The 14932-nt window shown below is 69.1% G+C and carries 17 protein-coding genes; 10 read left to right on the forward strand and 7 right to left on the reverse strand.

Going from position 1 to position 14932, the window contains the following annotated elements; genetic code table 11:
* Positions 1–151: 151 nt before the first annotated feature.
* Positions 152–577, reverse strand: a complete 426-nt coding sequence (gene dtd / locus ACFPJ1_RS32260) for a D-aminoacyl-tRNA deacylase (protein WP_380109734.1) — start codon at positions 575–577, stop codon at positions 152–154.
* A gap of 320 nt (positions 578–897) precedes the next feature.
* On the opposite strand from dtd, the gene ACFPJ1_RS32265 reads away from it, so the two are divergent.
* Positions 898–1728: a beta-keto acid cleavage family enzyme gene (locus tag ACFPJ1_RS32265; RefSeq protein WP_380109735.1), complete on the forward strand. Its 831-nt coding sequence runs from the start codon at positions 898–900 to the stop codon at positions 1726–1728.
* On the opposite strand, the gene ACFPJ1_RS32270 is transcribed toward ACFPJ1_RS32265, so the two are convergent.
* Together ACFPJ1_RS32270 and ACFPJ1_RS32275 are read right to left on the reverse strand one after the other, a co-directional pair.
* Positions 1665–2165, reverse strand: a complete 501-nt coding sequence (locus tag ACFPJ1_RS32270; RefSeq protein WP_380109737.1) for a hypothetical protein — start codon at positions 2163–2165, stop codon at positions 1665–1667. The genes ACFPJ1_RS32265 and ACFPJ1_RS32270 overlap by 64 nt on opposite strands.
* Positions 2162–3328, reverse strand: coding sequence for a molybdopterin-dependent oxidoreductase (locus ACFPJ1_RS32275; RefSeq protein WP_380109739.1), 1167 nt, complete (start codon positions 3326–3328; stop codon positions 2162–2164). Before ACFPJ1_RS32275 ends, ACFPJ1_RS32270 begins: the two co-directional genes overlap by 4 nt.
* Before the next feature lie 255 nt (positions 3329–3583).
* Here ACFPJ1_RS32275 and ACFPJ1_RS32280 point away from each other — a divergent pair, with 255 nt between their 5' ends.
* On the forward strand, positions 3584–4147 hold the full coding sequence (locus tag ACFPJ1_RS32280; RefSeq protein WP_380109740.1) for a hypothetical protein: 564 nt from the start codon (positions 3584–3586) through the stop codon (positions 4145–4147).
* Positions 4147–5610 carry a hypothetical protein gene (locus ACFPJ1_RS32285; protein ID WP_380109742.1) on the forward strand — a complete coding sequence of 488 codons (1464 nt, stop codon included), beginning with the start codon at positions 4147–4149 and terminating at the stop codon, positions 5608–5610. Before ACFPJ1_RS32280 ends, ACFPJ1_RS32285 begins: the two co-directional genes overlap by 1 nt.
* A gap of 14 nt (positions 5611–5624) precedes the next feature.
* Here ACFPJ1_RS32285 and ACFPJ1_RS32290 read toward each other — a convergent pair whose 3' ends face one another.
* Positions 5625–5987: a DsrE family protein gene (locus tag ACFPJ1_RS32290; protein ID WP_380109744.1), complete on the reverse strand. Its 363-nt coding sequence runs from the start codon at positions 5985–5987 to the stop codon at positions 5625–5627.
* A gap of 167 nt (positions 5988–6154) precedes the next feature.
* Between ACFPJ1_RS32290 and ACFPJ1_RS32295 the strand changes: the two genes are divergently transcribed.
* Positions 6155–6649 (forward strand): heme-binding beta-barrel domain-containing protein, encoded by a 495-nt coding sequence (locus tag ACFPJ1_RS32295; protein ID WP_380109747.1) that lies wholly within the window; start codon positions 6155–6157, stop codon positions 6647–6649.
* Positions 6650–6660: 11 nt separating this feature from the next.
* On the opposite strand, the gene ACFPJ1_RS32300 is transcribed toward ACFPJ1_RS32295, so the two are convergent.
* Together ACFPJ1_RS32300 and ACFPJ1_RS32305 are read right to left on the reverse strand one after the other, a co-directional pair.
* Positions 6661–7338: a response regulator gene (locus ACFPJ1_RS32300; protein ID WP_380109749.1), complete on the reverse strand. Its 678-nt coding sequence runs from the start codon at positions 7336–7338 to the stop codon at positions 6661–6663.
* Positions 7331–8587 (reverse strand): sensor histidine kinase, encoded by a 1257-nt coding sequence (locus tag ACFPJ1_RS32305; RefSeq protein WP_380109751.1) that lies wholly within the window; start codon positions 8585–8587, stop codon positions 7331–7333. The genes ACFPJ1_RS32300 and ACFPJ1_RS32305 overlap by 8 nt, the downstream gene beginning before the upstream one ends.
* A gap of 151 nt (positions 8588–8738) precedes the next feature.
* Here ACFPJ1_RS32305 and ACFPJ1_RS32310 point away from each other — a divergent pair, with 151 nt between their 5' ends.
* Positions 8739–10121: a cation:dicarboxylate symporter family transporter gene (locus ACFPJ1_RS32310; protein WP_380109752.1), complete on the forward strand. Its 1383-nt coding sequence runs from the start codon at positions 8739–8741 to the stop codon at positions 10119–10121.
* Positions 10122–10188: 67 nt separating this feature from the next.
* Here the strand turns inward: ACFPJ1_RS32310 and ACFPJ1_RS32315 are convergent, their stop codons facing one another.
* Positions 10189–11013 carry an LLM class flavin-dependent oxidoreductase gene (locus ACFPJ1_RS32315; RefSeq protein WP_380109755.1) on the reverse strand — a complete coding sequence of 275 codons (825 nt, stop codon included), beginning with the start codon at positions 11011–11013 and terminating at the stop codon, positions 10189–10191.
* 106 nt (positions 11014–11119) lie between these two features.
* On the opposite strand from ACFPJ1_RS32315, the gene ygfZ reads away from it, so the two are divergent.
* From ygfZ to ACFPJ1_RS32340, 5 genes are all read left to right on the forward strand, one after another.
* Entirely contained in the window at positions 11120–12124 is a 1005-nt protein-coding gene (gene ygfZ / locus ACFPJ1_RS32320) for a CAF17-like 4Fe-4S cluster assembly/insertion protein YgfZ (protein WP_380109758.1), read from the forward strand.
* A 78-nt stretch (positions 12125–12202) separates the two neighbouring features.
* On the forward strand, positions 12203–13204 hold the full coding sequence (locus tag ACFPJ1_RS32325) for an asparaginase (RefSeq protein ID WP_380109760.1): 1002 nt from the start codon (positions 12203–12205) through the stop codon (positions 13202–13204).
* Between the two features lie 112 nt (positions 13205–13316).
* Positions 13317–13805 (forward strand): helix-turn-helix domain-containing protein, encoded by a 489-nt coding sequence (locus ACFPJ1_RS32330; RefSeq protein ID WP_380109762.1) that lies wholly within the window; start codon positions 13317–13319, stop codon positions 13803–13805.
* A 49-nt stretch (positions 13806–13854) separates the two neighbouring features.
* Complete coding sequence (locus tag ACFPJ1_RS32335; protein WP_380109763.1) at positions 13855–14376, forward strand: hypothetical protein; 522 nt, start codon at positions 13855–13857, stop codon at positions 14374–14376.
* Between the two features lie 92 nt (positions 14377–14468).
* The gene (locus ACFPJ1_RS32340) at positions 14469–14819 is read left to right on the forward strand and encodes a DUF2516 family protein (protein WP_380109766.1); all 351 of its coding nucleotides are present in this window, start codon (positions 14469–14471) and stop codon (positions 14817–14819) included.
* Positions 14820–14932: the final 113 nt, after the last annotated feature.

Here is a 14932-nt window from a genome sequence, read left to right on the forward strand (position 1 = left end):
CGGATCACCCGATCCGAGCCGGGGGTCCGTTCTATTCCCCAGTACTCCGCGCCACTAGCCGCCCAGCAACCAAACGTCTGCCGGCCCACGGCCTCAAGCCATCAAGACCCCCTGAACAACAACTGCTTTCATCCGCCCAACAGATGGAAGGTCAGGCGTCCAGGATCAGGGTGACTGGGCCGTCGTTGGTCAGGGTTACTTCCATGTCGGCGCCGAAGCGGCCTCGTTCTACCTTGGCGCCGAGGGACTCTAAAGCTACACAAAACGCCTCGTACAAGGGCTCCGAGACAGAACCAGGCGCCGCGGCACTCCACGACGGCCGCCGGCCCTTCCGCGTATCGGCGTACAGCGTGAACTGACTGATCGCCAGGATCGGTGCCTGCTCGTCGGCGCACGACCGCTCGTCCCGCAGGATCCGCAGCGTCCAGATCTTCGACGCCAGTGCGGCCGCCTTCTCGGCACTGTCGTCATGCGTCACCCCGACCAGCACCACCAGCCCAGGCTCGTCGATCGCCCCGACCACGTCGCCCTCGACCATCACCGACGCCCGCTTGACACGCTGCAGCACTGCTCTCATGCGCCTAGTCTGCCAAGCTGCCATGCTCGTTGTGTGCGCCGCCTACTGCGATGGCTGTTCCTCCTCGGCCCTTGTCGGATGTACCTGCGCGGCGACGCGAACAGTGGCTCGGTTCCGGTGGTGTTCATCCTCGGCTTGTTCGCGGTCGCGGCGGTCGCTGGCGATCGGCTCGGTCTGCGCCGGGCTGGCAGTGTTGGCGGCGACGGCGCACCTGATCGGCCGGCTGCGTCGCGGGGAAAGCTAGCGGTAGATCGTCCGGTTTCCGGGACCGGCAACGGGCAAATGTCCCGTCCGCCGCCCGCATCTGGCACGATTCGTTCATGATGTCGACGTTGATCACTGTTGCCCCGACCGGTGCCGAGACCGCCAAGGCGGACTGTCCGGCGCTGCCGACCACGCTCGCGGAGCTGGTGGAGACGGCCAAGCGGTGCGAGGCCGCCGGGGCCGCGATGATCCACATCCACATCCGCGACGCGGACCACCGGCCGACGCTGGACCTCGGCCGCCTGACCGACACCGTGACCGCGATCCGGGAGAACACCGCCCTGATCGTGCAACTGTCGACCGGCGGCGCCGTGACCGACCCGTTCGAGCGCCGCCTCAAGGTCCTCGACGCGGCGCCGGACTCCTGCTCGCTGACGATGGGCACGGTCAACTTCGGCGACGACGTCTTCATGAATCCCTGGCCGTTCGTAACCGAGCTCTACCAGCTGACCCAGGAGCGCGAGGTGGTCCCGGAGTTCGAGCTGTTCGACCTCGGCCACGTCGCCGCGCTGAACCGGCTGCTCGACAAGTCCGGCCTCCCGTACGGCGGCAAGGTGCACTGCGACCTGGTGATGGGCGTTCCCGGCGGCATGCCCGGTACTACGGACGCGCTGGTTGCCGCGGTCAACGGACTGCCGGCCGGCGTGACTTCCTGGTCCGCGACGGGTGTCGGCCGGACCACCCTCCCGGTGGCGCTGGCCGCGCTATCGAAGGGCGGCCACCTCCGCGTCGGTATGGAAGACACACTCACCCTCGCCAAGGGTCAGCCCGTCACCCACAACTCCGAGCTCGTCGAGCGCGCTGCCACCTTGGCGACGCTGGCTCAGCGCCCGCCGATGTCCCCGGACGATGCCCGCGACCTCCTGAACGTCAAGCGCCGCGCCTGAATCACCGCGACGAGTACGCCGACCAGCACAATCGTGGCCTCAAGCAACAACCAGTCGCGCAGGTAGTCCCGCGGCAGCACCGTCGGGTTGATCCCCTTTCCCTGCCGGAGCAGCAGGGGAATCGCCACCAGCGTGGTGATTCCGACGTACAGCAACGTCGTACGGACGGTGGTCACCGTGCGGTGGTGGCCCGGCCCGATCGACCAGCGCGTCAGCAGCCAGCCGACGCCGAGGGTCAGCGGGACAAGGAGGAAGTCGTCCGCGACCACGGCGCCGGCAAGCCAGAACGGCAACCGGATCAGCGCATGCACACTGAGTGTCTGCAGCAACAACCTGAGCCCCCACAGCCCGAACCCGACACCCACAACCCCCAGCCCAACCCGCATGGCGATGGTTGCGGTCAGTCGGCTCCGCAGCCGCCGGATCGGTGACGTCATGTGAGGACCTCCAGCCGGTGGACCCATTTGGTTTGGAGGACGCCTGGTCTGTTCGGGGCGATGATGCGGGCCGGGAAGCCGTGGTCCAGGTCGAGGTCGGTCCCGTTCAGGCGCAAGGCGAGCAGGGTGAGGGGATCTTCCGCGAACTCCAGAGGAAGCTCGCTGGTGGCGTAGAAGCCGCCCTTCTCCATCGAGACCACCCTCAGGCTCGACCCCTCAGGAGCACCACAAAGCTTCAGCAAATCCTTGACCCGGATGCCCTCCCACCGAGCACCTTGGCTCCAGCCCTCGACACAGGCGATCGGCAAGTCGGACCGGCTCTGCGGTAAGGCGCGCAGCTCATCGAGTGAGTAGGAAAGTTGCTCCGGGCCCGTAATAGTGAAGCGCCAGTCCGCCGCGACCATGCCGACCCCGGCGTCCCGAGCAGTGCGGTTGACCGGAAGCTCTTGCGGGCCGACGTTGGGCATGCGTGGCGCCAGTACTGCGACCGGCCCTAACGCGGGTACCGATTGGCCGACCGAGGTTATTCCCACCAGGGCTACCGCGCCGGCGACGGTTCGGAACAACCCGCGACGGCTCAACCCAGTGATTGCTGGTGGCAACGATTCGGTCGGATCCGAGACCGGAGTACGGTCTGCCGGTGTCCTCCGCCAGTTCGCGACGATGAGCGGCAGCTTGATCGCGAGGTGCATCAGCAGGGCGCCGACGATGATCCACGCCAGCGCATAGTGCGTTTCCTTGAAGGGGAACGGCCATGGGTACCACTGCAGCGTGTTCAGGAAGCCGATGAACAGCTCGAGTGCCATCGCAGCCACCAGCACGGCGATCGAGAGACGCTCGAAGACCGTGCCCAGCGCCTTCCGGCCAGGCCACGGAAGCTTCGTGAACAACTTCGGATAGACGGTCCAGAGCTTCGCCAGCAGCAGCGGCACCGAGACGATCCCGGTCAGTACATGTAGGCCCTGCGTGACCCGATAGAGCGAGGCCGGGCGGCTCGGGATGAGGAGCCAGCCGGGCGTCGCCTGCTGGAAGTGGCTGAACAGCCCGGTGAGGAAGCAGATCGTCACCGCGACCCCCAACCACCGCCCGATCACGGTCGCGACCCGCGGATGATGCAGCGGCGAGGGGAACGCCTTCTCCGTCGGTAGCTCCGGCAGCTTCATGCGTCCATCACAACCCGCGATCGAGCGTCGGTCAGGCCCCCGCCGCTTACTGCTCACGAACGCCCGAGCAGGTCTCTTACGGCTCCCTCACAGCAGGGCTCCAACGCTTGCAACCCGACGACTTTCAACCACTCAGGCGGCCTCCCCGGGCTGGCTGACCTCGGGGGGATCCGGAGTGGTGGGGAGTTGCGTCGGAGGGCGGTTGGTACCTCGTCCCCTTAGGCTGGGGAGGCTCGAGGAGAGGAGAGGGTCAGGGTGAGGACGCAGCAGCGGCCGTCGGACGATGACGAGCGCGCTATGGCCGACCTCGCGGAGGTGTCCGACTGGAAGCGCGTCTGGGGTCCGCCTGAGACCGGTCTGGACGCGATCCGCGCCCTGGTGTCACGCGTGACCGCGGCCACCGGCTGGCGACCCTGGGCCCCCGGCAATATCGACCCGACCCGCTACACCTGGGGTCTGGTGACGCCGCGCCAGACCGTGATGCTGGTGCTGCCCGACGCCGTACTGCCCGAGAGCCCCCGCAGCGGCTGGTCGGCGTACGAGATCGCACCGGACGAGATTCCCGACGCCGAGGACGGGCTCGACGAGCACTGGCCGGGACAGCTGGAGCTGGCCCGGCAGCACTGGGGCGACCCGGTATTCGTTGGCCCGGGCAACGACCCGCGGATTCCCGGCGAGTGGCGCGGCCGCCGCCGGCACCTGGCGGTCTGGCTGCGGCCGGGCGCCGAGATTCACCTGTACGCGACTCAGCCCGAACCGGATGCGGCCACCGTCGCCGCCGGATTCGGGTACTCCGTCTATGCGAGCGAGGTGGCCTGATGGCGATCGAGGAAGATCTGCTGAGGGACCTGTACCGGATCATGCACAGGATCGCCAGCCGGCTGATGCAGCGGCGGCAGCAGGGCCAGGGGCTGTCCCGCGAGCGGGAGCTGCGCTCGCTGATCGAGGAACTCCGCGATCTGGTACAGCAGGACCGCGAGGCCGGGTCGATCGCGGACCAGCTGACCCCGGAGCAGCGCCAGCAGGTGTACGAGCGGGAGGCGCGGCGGATCCAGGCGGAGCGCGACCGGCAGGACAACGAGGCCGACCGCGACCCGGACCTGGACCCCGAGCTCGACCCGAACGACCGGGACCCCAACGAGTCGGACCGGGACCCCAACGATCTGGACGGCGACCAGCTGGACGACGCGTCGGAGCGGCGGGACCGTGACGAGCAGGAGAGCAATCGAACTGATCGGGACCACGACGGCCGCGACGACTCGAAGGAGCGGCGCGACGAGGCCGACGCCCAGCGGGAGCAGCAGAACGACGGCGACGGCAACGGGAAGGACGACGCCGCCGAGGCACGCGCGGAGAACCGGGCCGAGCAGGACGCGGAACGCCAGCAGGCCGAGGAACGCCGCCAGGCCGAGGAGAACCGCGAGGGCGACGGTCCTGACGTAGTTCCCGCCGCGGCTACCGGTGCCGCCGCGGGTGCTGCGGCAGTGGTCGCTGCCGACGAGTTGGAGGACCGCCTCGAGGCGGACCGGCTCGAGGAGCGGGCCGGGGCGGACAGCCCGGCCGTCGACGGTCCGGAGGCGGCGCAGGACGGACCCGAGGCGGCGCAGGACGGACCCGAGACCGGTCGGGACGGGCCTGAGGTTGGGCAGGAGCCGCCGGCGGCCGAGGCCGAAGGGCTGGATGCAGACGGTGGACAGAGTCCGGAGACGACGCTTGGGCCCGACGGCCGACCCGGCACGATCGAGCCAGGCATGGAATCGACCAGCGCCGACCGGAGCCAGGCAGACCAGCTAGAAGGCGAGCAGACCGAGCCCGACCGGGACCCCGCCCAACAACAGGAACCCGGCCAGGACGGCCCACAGCCGGCCCTGCCTACGGCTGGGGATCAGCGGGCGGCGGCTGAGGCCGCGGCGCAGAACCAGCAGGGGCGTGCTCAAGATCCTGTGGAGACCCAACTCGCCGCGGACCGGGAGCGAAACCAGTCGGCAACCGGCGAGAACGTGCAAACCACCGGCCAGAACGGGCAGGTCAACGGTCAGGACGCCCAGGCTGCGGGTCAGAACGGTCGCAACGGGATGTCTTCCGCCGAGATCGAGAAGCTCCGAGCGGCCACCCAGGACGGCACCGCCCCGGCGAACGGCGCGACCCAGCGCTCCGGCGAGCCCGCGGTCGCAGCCGGCCATGGTGGCCGCACCGCAGGCGCCCAGCACCGCGACCTGAGCACCCGCGGTACCGGCGGCCGAGGCAACGAAGGCTCCGGCCCCGAACGCTCCCGAGAGTGAGAGGAAGTACTAGATCAGTAGACGATTGCCTGGGCGTTGTCGGCGAGGATTTCTTCGGTGAAGGCGGGGGCGCCGGCTATGCGGGTGCCGGGGAGCAGGTCGGACTCGGTGAGGTCTCGGCGTTTGGCGCATTGGGTACAGGCAGTTAGTTGGCCGCCGGCGAGGACTGCGGCGACGAGGTCAGCGAGGGGTGCTGCGTGGGGGAGTTCGAAGGACTCGGCCCGGCCCGGTACTGCGAACCAGACGGCCTCGCCCGTGAGCCACAGAGACACCGTGGCTCCGGCGGCTACAGCGGTGGCGGCCACGGTGAAGGCCTGGTTCGCGCGTTCGGGTTCTTCGGCACCTGCGGTCAGCTTGATCACCAGAGTGCGGGACATCACCCCACCGTAGTCCAGGGCCAAGCACCGCATCCCCTAGACTGCCGAACGTGCTCCACGTCATCTTCACGACCCTCCTGGTGCTGGTCACCGTGTTCATGGGCTGGTTCTCGGCGTACGTCGTCTACCGGCTGTACCGCGGCCGCAGCGCGAGCTGAGGTCGGCTGATGGCGTTCGAGATCCCGCAGGACCTGCACCCCGACCTGATGCCGCTGGCCTGGCTGCTCGGCCGCTGGGAAGGTCGCGGGCACGGCGACTACCCGACGATCGAGAAGTTCGAGTTCGGCCAGCAGATCGACTTCAGCCACAACGGTAAGCCCTACCTGCACTACGTCAGCCAGACCTACGTGGTCGGCGAGGACGGCACGAAGGAGCGCCCGCTGGCGGTCGAGACGGGCTTCTGGCGGCCCAAGCCGGACAACAAGCTCGAGGTCGTGCTGGCGCACCCGACCGGTTTCGCGGAGATCTACTACGGCGAGATCGACGGTGCCAAGATCGAGATGCGCACCGACGTGGTGGCGCGCACGGTGACGGCCAAGGAGGTCAGCGCCGGCCACCGGCTGTACGGCCTGGTCAAGGGCGAACTGCTCTGGGCCTACGACATGGCCGCCGAGGGCCAGCCCCTCCAGCCCCACCTCTGGGCCACCCTCGTCCGGGTCTAGCTCTTCAGGGTCTAGCTCTCGGAGACCCAGGAGTACTCGACTTTCGGCCGTCCGCTGCGGCCGTCGTAGCGCTGGGTGCGCAACGCCTGTCCCTGATCGGCCAGGTGCTCCAGATACCGCCGCGCCGTGATCCGCGACGTCCCCAGCGACGTCGCGACCTCCTCGGCCGTCCGCCCCTCGCGATCACCCAGCAACGTCACCACCCGGTCCAGCACGGACCCGGCCAGCCCTTTCGGCACCGAGGAAACAGTTGCTGGGTGCAACAACCGGTCCACCTCGTCCTGGTCCGCGACCACCTGACCGGCCTCTGCCGCACGGCGTTGCCGGGCATAGGCGCTGAGCCGATCCCTCAACGTTTCAAAGGCAAACGGCTTCAGCACGTACTGCACGACCCCGATCCGCGCCGCCGCTTGGACCGCCGCCACCTCCCGCGCCGCAGTCACCGCCACTACGTCCGTTTGATTGCCCGCAGCACGCATCCGCCGTACGACGTCAAGTCCGTGGCCGTCGGGCAGGTTCATGTCCAGGAGCACCAGGTCCACCTGATCGCGGCTGAGCACCTGCAGCGCGCGGGCCGCAGTACCGGCTATTCCGAGGCAGGAGAAGCCGGGCAGGCGGTCGACGTACGTGCGATGCGCTTCGGCCGCGACGGGATCGTCCTCGACCACCAAGACCCGCAGGTCAGGCACTGGCACTCACCGCCCGGGGCAGGCGCACCCGGACCGTCAACGCAGGCACCTCGTCGATCTCCGAATCGGGGTCGACCATCAACGTGCCCTCCCAGCGCTCGACCGTACTGCGAACCAGCACGAGGCCGAGTCCGTGACCGGGCTCGGCCTTCGTGGTCCAGCCACGGTCGAACATCCGGGCCAGCTCAGTGGCTCCGAGCTCAGCACCCGTGTTCGTGACGGCCAGATCGATGGCATGGGGAGTCGTCCCCGCCTTGAGCTCGACCCGGCGCGGAGCGGGTCCACCCCGAGCGGCCTCGATCGCGTTGTCGAGCAGGTTGCCCACCACGGTGACGACGTCCTGAGCTGGCAGCCGCGTGTGCAAGGCCTGGGTACCGAGTTCCAGCGTCAGCAGCACACCACGTTCCTGGGCCTGGGCCAGCTTGGCGAGCAGCAACGACGCCAGCACGGGATCGCCGACCGTGCCGACCACCCGGTCCGTCATCGCCTGGGCCAACTGCAGCTCGGAGACGGCGAACTCCCGGGCCCGCTCCGGGCGGCCGATCTCGATCAGACTGACCACGGTGTGCAGGCGGTTCGACGCCTCGTGGTTCTGCGCCTGCAGCGATTCCGCCAGGCTTCGCACGGCGTCCAGCTCGCCGAGCAACATCTGCAGCTGGGTGTGATCGCGCAGGGTGATGATCCGGCCGGAGTGCGTCGGCTGCTGGTTCACCACGACGACACCGAGCGCGCCAAGATGCAGTTCGTCGTACGCCGTCCGTCCGTTGCCGAGGAGGCTCGACAGGGTGGCCGGAAGGTGGAGTTCCTCGACGCTCGAGCCGGGAGGGACGTCGCGGAGGCCGAGCAGGCGGCGTGCCTCGTCGTTGACCAGCCGGACCCGGCCGCCCGAGTCGACCAGGAGCAGGCCCTCGCGGGCGGCCCGCAGTACGCCCTCGTAGAAGTCGAGCATCCAGGCGAGGGACTGGGTCCCCATCCCGCGCGTGGCCCGGCGGACCCGCCAGCTCACCAGCGCGTTGCCGGCGACCGCGACTCCCAGCGTGAGGCTGGCGATGCCGAGCATGGACCGCACTTCGAGCTGGATAAGGTCGCCCCAACCAGGCGGTGTGACCCCGGCGGCAGCCGCGTCCCGGTCGGCCTGGGCCCGGGCGCGGGACAGCAGGGTGATCCAGATCAGCAGGATCAGCACCGCGGCCGTGGCGGTCTGCAGCCAGAGCACCTGGCGGCGGAGCTCCCACGGCCGTTGCCTCATGCGGACATTGTGTACACCAATGCCGCCACTGGTCGCCATCCGCCGGGCTGCTCACACCGGCTGCGAACGATATGAACGAAATGAGCGGTTTCCCTGTGCGTCACGTCACAGTTACTCAGAACCACCCGCCCGGCCGATAGGAGTGTCCCCCATGTCGAGCCCGACAGATTCCCGACCGACGCCGGTCCGCAACGACCGGACCCACTTCCTCTACATCGCCGTCATCGTCGCCGTTCTGCTGGGGATCGGCGTCGGCTTCCTCTTCCCGGATTTCGCGGTCGAGCTGAAACCGCTCGGTACCGGATTCGTCAACCTGATCAAGATGATGATCAGCCCGATCATCTTCTGCACGCTGGTGCTCGGCATCGGCTCGGTCCGGCAGGCCGCCAGCGTCGGCAAGGTCGGCGGTCTGGCGCTCATCTACTTCATGGTGATGTCGACCGTCGCGCTGGGCATCGGCCTGGTGGTCGGCAACCTGGTCCAGCCGGGATCCGGCCTGAACCTGACCGACAAGCTGCGCGAGAGCGGCCAGACCCAGGCGGCCGGCGCACACGAGAGCACCACCGACTTCCTGCTCGGCATCATCCCGAAGACCATCCTGTCGGCGCTGACCGAGGGTGAGGTGCTGCAGACCGTCTTCGTCGCGCTGCTGGTCGGCTTCGCCCTGCAGTCGATGGGCACCAAGGGCCAGCCGGTACTGACCGCCATCGGGCACATCCAGCGGCTCGTCTTCAAGGTGCTGTCGATGATCATGTGGGCCGCGCCGATCGGTGCGTTCGGCGCGATCGCGGCCGTCGTCGGCGCCACCGGTATGGACGCCCTGGTCAGCCTCGGCAAGATCATGCTGGCCTTCTACGTCACCTGCCTGCTCTTCGTGATCGTCATCCTCGGCACCATCCTGAAGGCGGTCACCGGGATCTCGATCTTCCAGCTGCTCAGGTACCTCGGCCGTGAGTTCCTGCTGATCGTGTCGACCTCGTCGTCGGAGACCGCGCTGCCGCGGCTGATCGGCAAGATGGAGCACCTCGGCGTCGGCAAGCAGGTCGTCGGCATCACCGTGCCGACCGGGTACTCGTTCAACCTGGACGGCACCGCGATCTACCTGACGATGGCGTCGCTGTTCATCGCCGAGGCGATGGACCAGCCGTTCTCGATCGGTCAGCAGATCTCCCTGCTGGTGTTCATGATCGTGGCCTCGAAGGGTGCCGCCGGGGTGACCGGTGCGGGCCTGGCGACGCTGGCCGGCGGTCTGCAGTCGCACCGGCCGGAGCTCGTCGACGGCGTCGGCCTGATCGTCGGCATCGACCGGTTCATGTCCGAGGCGCGGGCGCTGACGAACTTCGCCGGCAACGCGGTCGCGACCGTGCTGGTCGGCCACTGGGTCGGCGCCTTCGACAAGGCCCAGGCCCGGCAGGTCTTCGCCGGCGAGGACCCGTTCGACGAGGCGGCCTTCGCGGCCGGCGACACCCATGCGGGTGACGTTCCCGAGGCCGGCGAACCTGCCGCCCAGGACGCCACTCCAGTCCGCACCTGAACCATCTGTCCCACCCCTCCACGCTGCCCGTCAGCTCCCACCCGCCTGGGACCTGACGGGCAGCGTTCTACTTCCCGGCGAGCTGCTCGATCACCGGGGCGAGGTCTTCCAGGTAGGTGGAGTTCACGCTGATGTAGGAGGCGCCGAACTCGTCCCGCCGGCGCTGCAGTTCATCGGCCATCTCCTGCGGCGTCCCGCGCAGCAGCATCAGCGAACCACTCGCCTCGAGCGTCGCGGCATCCACTCCAGCCGCCTGCTTCGTCCACGGCGGCAGCTCCTTGGTCCCGGCCGCGAAGAGGTTCATCGCCAGCTCGATGTCGTCCGCTCGCGGCCCAGCCAGCTCCCGGAGCTCCCGGGCCAGCTGCACGACGTCCTCGCGCGGTGTCAGCGCGGACTTGGCCAGCGACACGATGTCGGCCCGTGCGGCCGCCAGAGCGAGCATCCGTGGTCCACCAGCGGCCAGCAAGATCGGAGTGTGCCGCTCGCCATCCAGCTTCTGCAGCTGGTCCAAGGTGTCCCGGACCTGGTCCCTCCGCTCCTTCGGGGACCCGAACGGCAGCCCGAGCTCAGCCGCGAACTCCTCGACGCCGGGCCGGCCCGTACCGATGCCGAACTCGAACCGCCCGTCGGTCAATACGGTCAACGTGTGAGCGTCCCAGGCCGCCGCTCGAGGGGGCCGCAGAGGGGCGGCGGCGACGAAGGTGCCGACCCGGATGTCCGCGGACGCCGCCGCCACCGCGAGGGACGGGAACGGTGACAGCAACTGGAGCCCGTCGGGCATCAGCACTGTCGAGTACCCGAGGTCAGCGGCCCGGCGTACGGTCGTCTGCCACTCAGCGGCGCCTCGGTCGGGGCTCGCCACCACACCGAACCGGAAAGCTCTGTCAGTCATCGTTCTGCTCCTCTCAGGATGTGCTTCCAGCCTCGCTTCGCGTGGTGTTGTCCACATCCCACAGCGGGAGACATCCGCCCTACGCCGCTGGACGTACTCTGGTGACATGTCACTGACGCGCAGCCCCCTGCTCGATCTCCCGGGCGCCGTGGAGGCCGATGGTCTCGACGCCGGGGTCGCCGCTCACTACGGCTCCGACCTGCGCGAGCAGCGGGCGCTGGTCGCCGGCAAGGGGTACGTCGACCTCTCGCACCGCGAGGTGGTCACCATCAGTGGACCGGATCGGCTCACCTGGCTGCACGCACTGACCACCCAGTACTTCGAGGGCCTGCGTCCGGGCACCTCCACCACGGCCCTGCTGCTCTCGCCGACCGGTCACGTCGAGCACGCCATGTACGGCGTCGACGACGGCGAGACGTTCTGGCTGCACACGGAGCCGGGTGCCTCCGCGGCGCTGGTCGAGTGGCTCCAGAAGATGGTGTTCATGTCGCGGGTGGAGATCACCGACGTGACCGCGGACTACGCGATCGTCTGGAGGCCGGGCGACGCTCCCACCGAAGGCCCGCTGACTCGTAGCGGCGCGGATTCGCTCGGCGGGCATGAGGTGTTCCTGCCGCGGGCCGAGTTGACCGCGTTCGCTGAGCTCGCCGGACCGCCTGCCGGCGTCTGGGCGTACGAGGCGTTGAGGATCGAGGCGGGCAACCCGCGGCTCGGGCTGGACACGGACGAGCGGGCGATCCCGAACGAGCTCGGCTGGCTCGGCGTCGGCGTACACCTGGACAAGGGCTGCTACCGCGGTCAGGAGACGGTCGCGCGGGTGCACAACCTGGGCCGTCCGCCGCGACGGCTGGTTCGGCTCCACCTGGACGGGTCCGTGGATCACCTGCCGGCCCACGGGTACGCGGTACGGGCGGGTGAGAAGCAGGTCGGCTTCATCGGGTCGGCCGCGCGGCACCACGAGGACGGGCCGATCGCGCTCGCGCTGATCAAGCGGTCGGTGGACCCGGCCGCCGTGCTGGAGGTCGTCGCCGAGGACCAGCCGACGGTCACCGCCACCCAGGAACTCCTGGTCGACCCCGAGGTCGGCCTGCACGTCCGCGCCCGGCTCTGAGCGTCCGCGCCCGGCTGTGAGCGGGATCATCTCCAATCCGGGTTTTTGCTCCTGACGTCTGAGCCGTACAGTTCCGCTGTGACCGAACCTGTGATCGTCGCCGACGTCGTCCGCAGCGGATTCGTGGAGGGCCATCACCGCGGCTCCGTCGTGGTGACCGCTCCCGACGGAGCCGTCGAGTGGTCCGTCGGCGTGGTGGACCAACCGATGTTCCCCCGCTCGTCGAACAAGCCGATGCAGGCGCTCGGCATGCTCCGCAGCGGCCTCGACCTGGACGGCGAACTTCTAGCCCTCGCCGGCGCGTCGCACTCGGGCGAGCCGTTCCACCTGGACGGCGTACGGCGGATCCTGGCCGGCGTCGGCCTGGACGAGTCGGCCCTGCGCACGCCCCCGGCGTACCCGATCGACGAGCAGGCGCGGGACGAGTGGGTCCGCACCGGGCACGCCGTCGACCCGATCACGATGAACTGCTCCGGCAAGCACGCCGCGATGATCGCGACCTGCGTCGTGAACGGCTGGCCGATCCACGACGACGCGCACGCCAAGAGCCCGGACGGAGTCTGGGGCCGCGACGACTACCGGTCGCCGGAACACTCTGTCCAGCAAGCGATCCGGACCGCGATCGAGGACTCCGCCGGCGAGAAGGTCTCGTACGTCGCGGTCGACGGCTGCGGTGCTCCGCTACTGGCGATCAGCCTGGCCGGCCTGGCTCGCTCGTTCGGGTTGTTCGCGGCAGCGGCCGAGGGGACCCTCGAGGCGCGGGTGGCGAACGCGTTCCGGGCGCACCCTGAGTACGCGAGCGGCAGTCGCCGGGACGAGGCCGCGCTGATGAAGGCTGTTCCGGGGCTGATGTGCAAGGCGGGGGCCGAAAGCGTTTACGCGGTAGGCCTTCCCGACGGCCGGGGCATCGCGGTCAAGGTCGAAGACGGCACCCCCCGGGCCCGCGCGGTCGTCATGGCCGCCACCCTCCAGCACCTCGGCCTGACGAACGACGAGGTCGAGTCCCAGACCCGCCACCCCCTCTACGGCGGCGGCATCCAGGTCGGCTCCGTCCACCCGAATCCTTCCCTCTTCAAGTAACTCGCTCTCACGTCACCCGTACTGCGCGCCGCACCACGGCCCGCAGTACGGGTGATTGCTGTCACGTCAGGTCTGCTTGCAATTGCAAGCACCTTGCTAGCACACTGGACGCATGGCCAGATTGGGTGATCGCGTTGCTGGATCCGTTGGGTCGGTGGGGGAGTACCTCGCCGAGCAGCGGCGCCAGGCGCAGCTGTCGTTGCGGCAGCTCTCCGATCTGGCAGGCGTGTCGAACCCGTACTTGAGCCAGATCGAGCGCGGCCTGCGGAAACCGTCGGCCGAGGTGCTGCAGCAGCTCGCGAAGGCGCTGCGGATCTCCGCGGAGACCCTGTACGTACGGGCCGGCATCCTCGATCCGGACGACAGCGCGGACGGCGCCCGGCGGACTCCGGGCGTGGTCGACGCGGTACTGCTCGACCCCGCGCTGAACGAGCGGCAGAAGCGCGTGCTGCTCGACGTGTACGCCTCGTTCGTCCGTGAGAACACTCCCGAGCCCGCGGAGACGCCCAGCGCAGTACAGACCGAGCCTGCTGCGCAGGCCGCACCGGCGAAGAAGCCGGCCGCCAAGAAGACCCCTGCAAGAAAAAGCACCACCAAGTAATCACTGAGTAGTTCCAGACCCCGCTGAAAACCTTCCGAGGAGATGCCTGATGGCAACCCGTACCCCTGTCAACCCGCTCTACGTGATCGCCGGCGCCGGCGACCTGGCCGTGGAGAAGTTCCGCGCCGTCAGCGACGACGTCACCACCCGGTTCGCCGCGCTGGACCAGAAGACGCTGCAGACCGAACTGACCAAGCGCCAGGCCGAGCTGAGCAAGCGCCTCGAGGCGCTCGCCGCCGACGCCAGGACCGTGCCGGCCAAGCTGCGTGAGCTGCCAGCCGTCGCGCAGGCCGGTCTGACCACCGTGCTCGGCCAGGCCGAGGAGACCTACGACGACCTCGCCGCCCGCGGCCAGGACATCGTCACCCGGATCCGCAGCCAGAAGGCCACCGAGGACCTGGTCACCCAGGCGAAGACCACGGCCGGCAAGGCCAAGGCCACCCGCACTACCGCGCGCAAGACCGCCGAGACCGCGTCGCGCAACGTGAAGGCGACCACCACGAGCGCCCGCAAGACCGCCAAGACCGCCACCAAGGCAGCCGGCTCCGCCGCTTCCAAGGTCGGCGACTGACCGTAGTCGTCACGCTTCAGCAGGCACGGGTGGTCCACATTCTGTCGTTCGGCAGAGGTGGGCCACCCGTGTGCTGCGTTAGGCTCTAACGCATGCTCCCACTCGCCACGTTCTCGACCCTGTTCCCCGGGTTCGCGAATCCGATCGACGTCATCTGGTGGGTGCTGTTCGGCATCAAGCTGGTCGCCTTGCTGGACGCCGCCTTCCGCCCGCGCGCGGTCTTCGTCGCCGCGGACAAGCTCACCAAACCCGGCTGGGTGCTGATCCTGGCCACCTTCACGCTGGGTCAGCTCTTCCAGAGCTGGCTGAGCTTCTTCGGCCTGATCGGCATCGTCGCGGCCGGCGTCTACCTGGTCGACGCCCGTCCCGCCCTCCGAGCCGCCGCCGGCCGAGGCCGCGGAGGCTGGGGCATCCGCCGGCGCCGGGGTCCGAGGCCGCTTTAGCTGTACTGCGGCACGCGCCGTCGGCGGCACTGGCTGCCTGTTCCGCGACCGGCACCGGTGGTGCCTGGCAGCGGGCATTCACCCGCGCGGTCGGTCACACCCGCGGGCGGCGA

This window comes from Kribbella qitaiheensis, assembly GCF_042657745.1.
Lineage (GTDB): Bacteria > Actinomycetota > Actinomycetes > Propionibacteriales > Kribbellaceae > Kribbella > Kribbella qitaiheensis.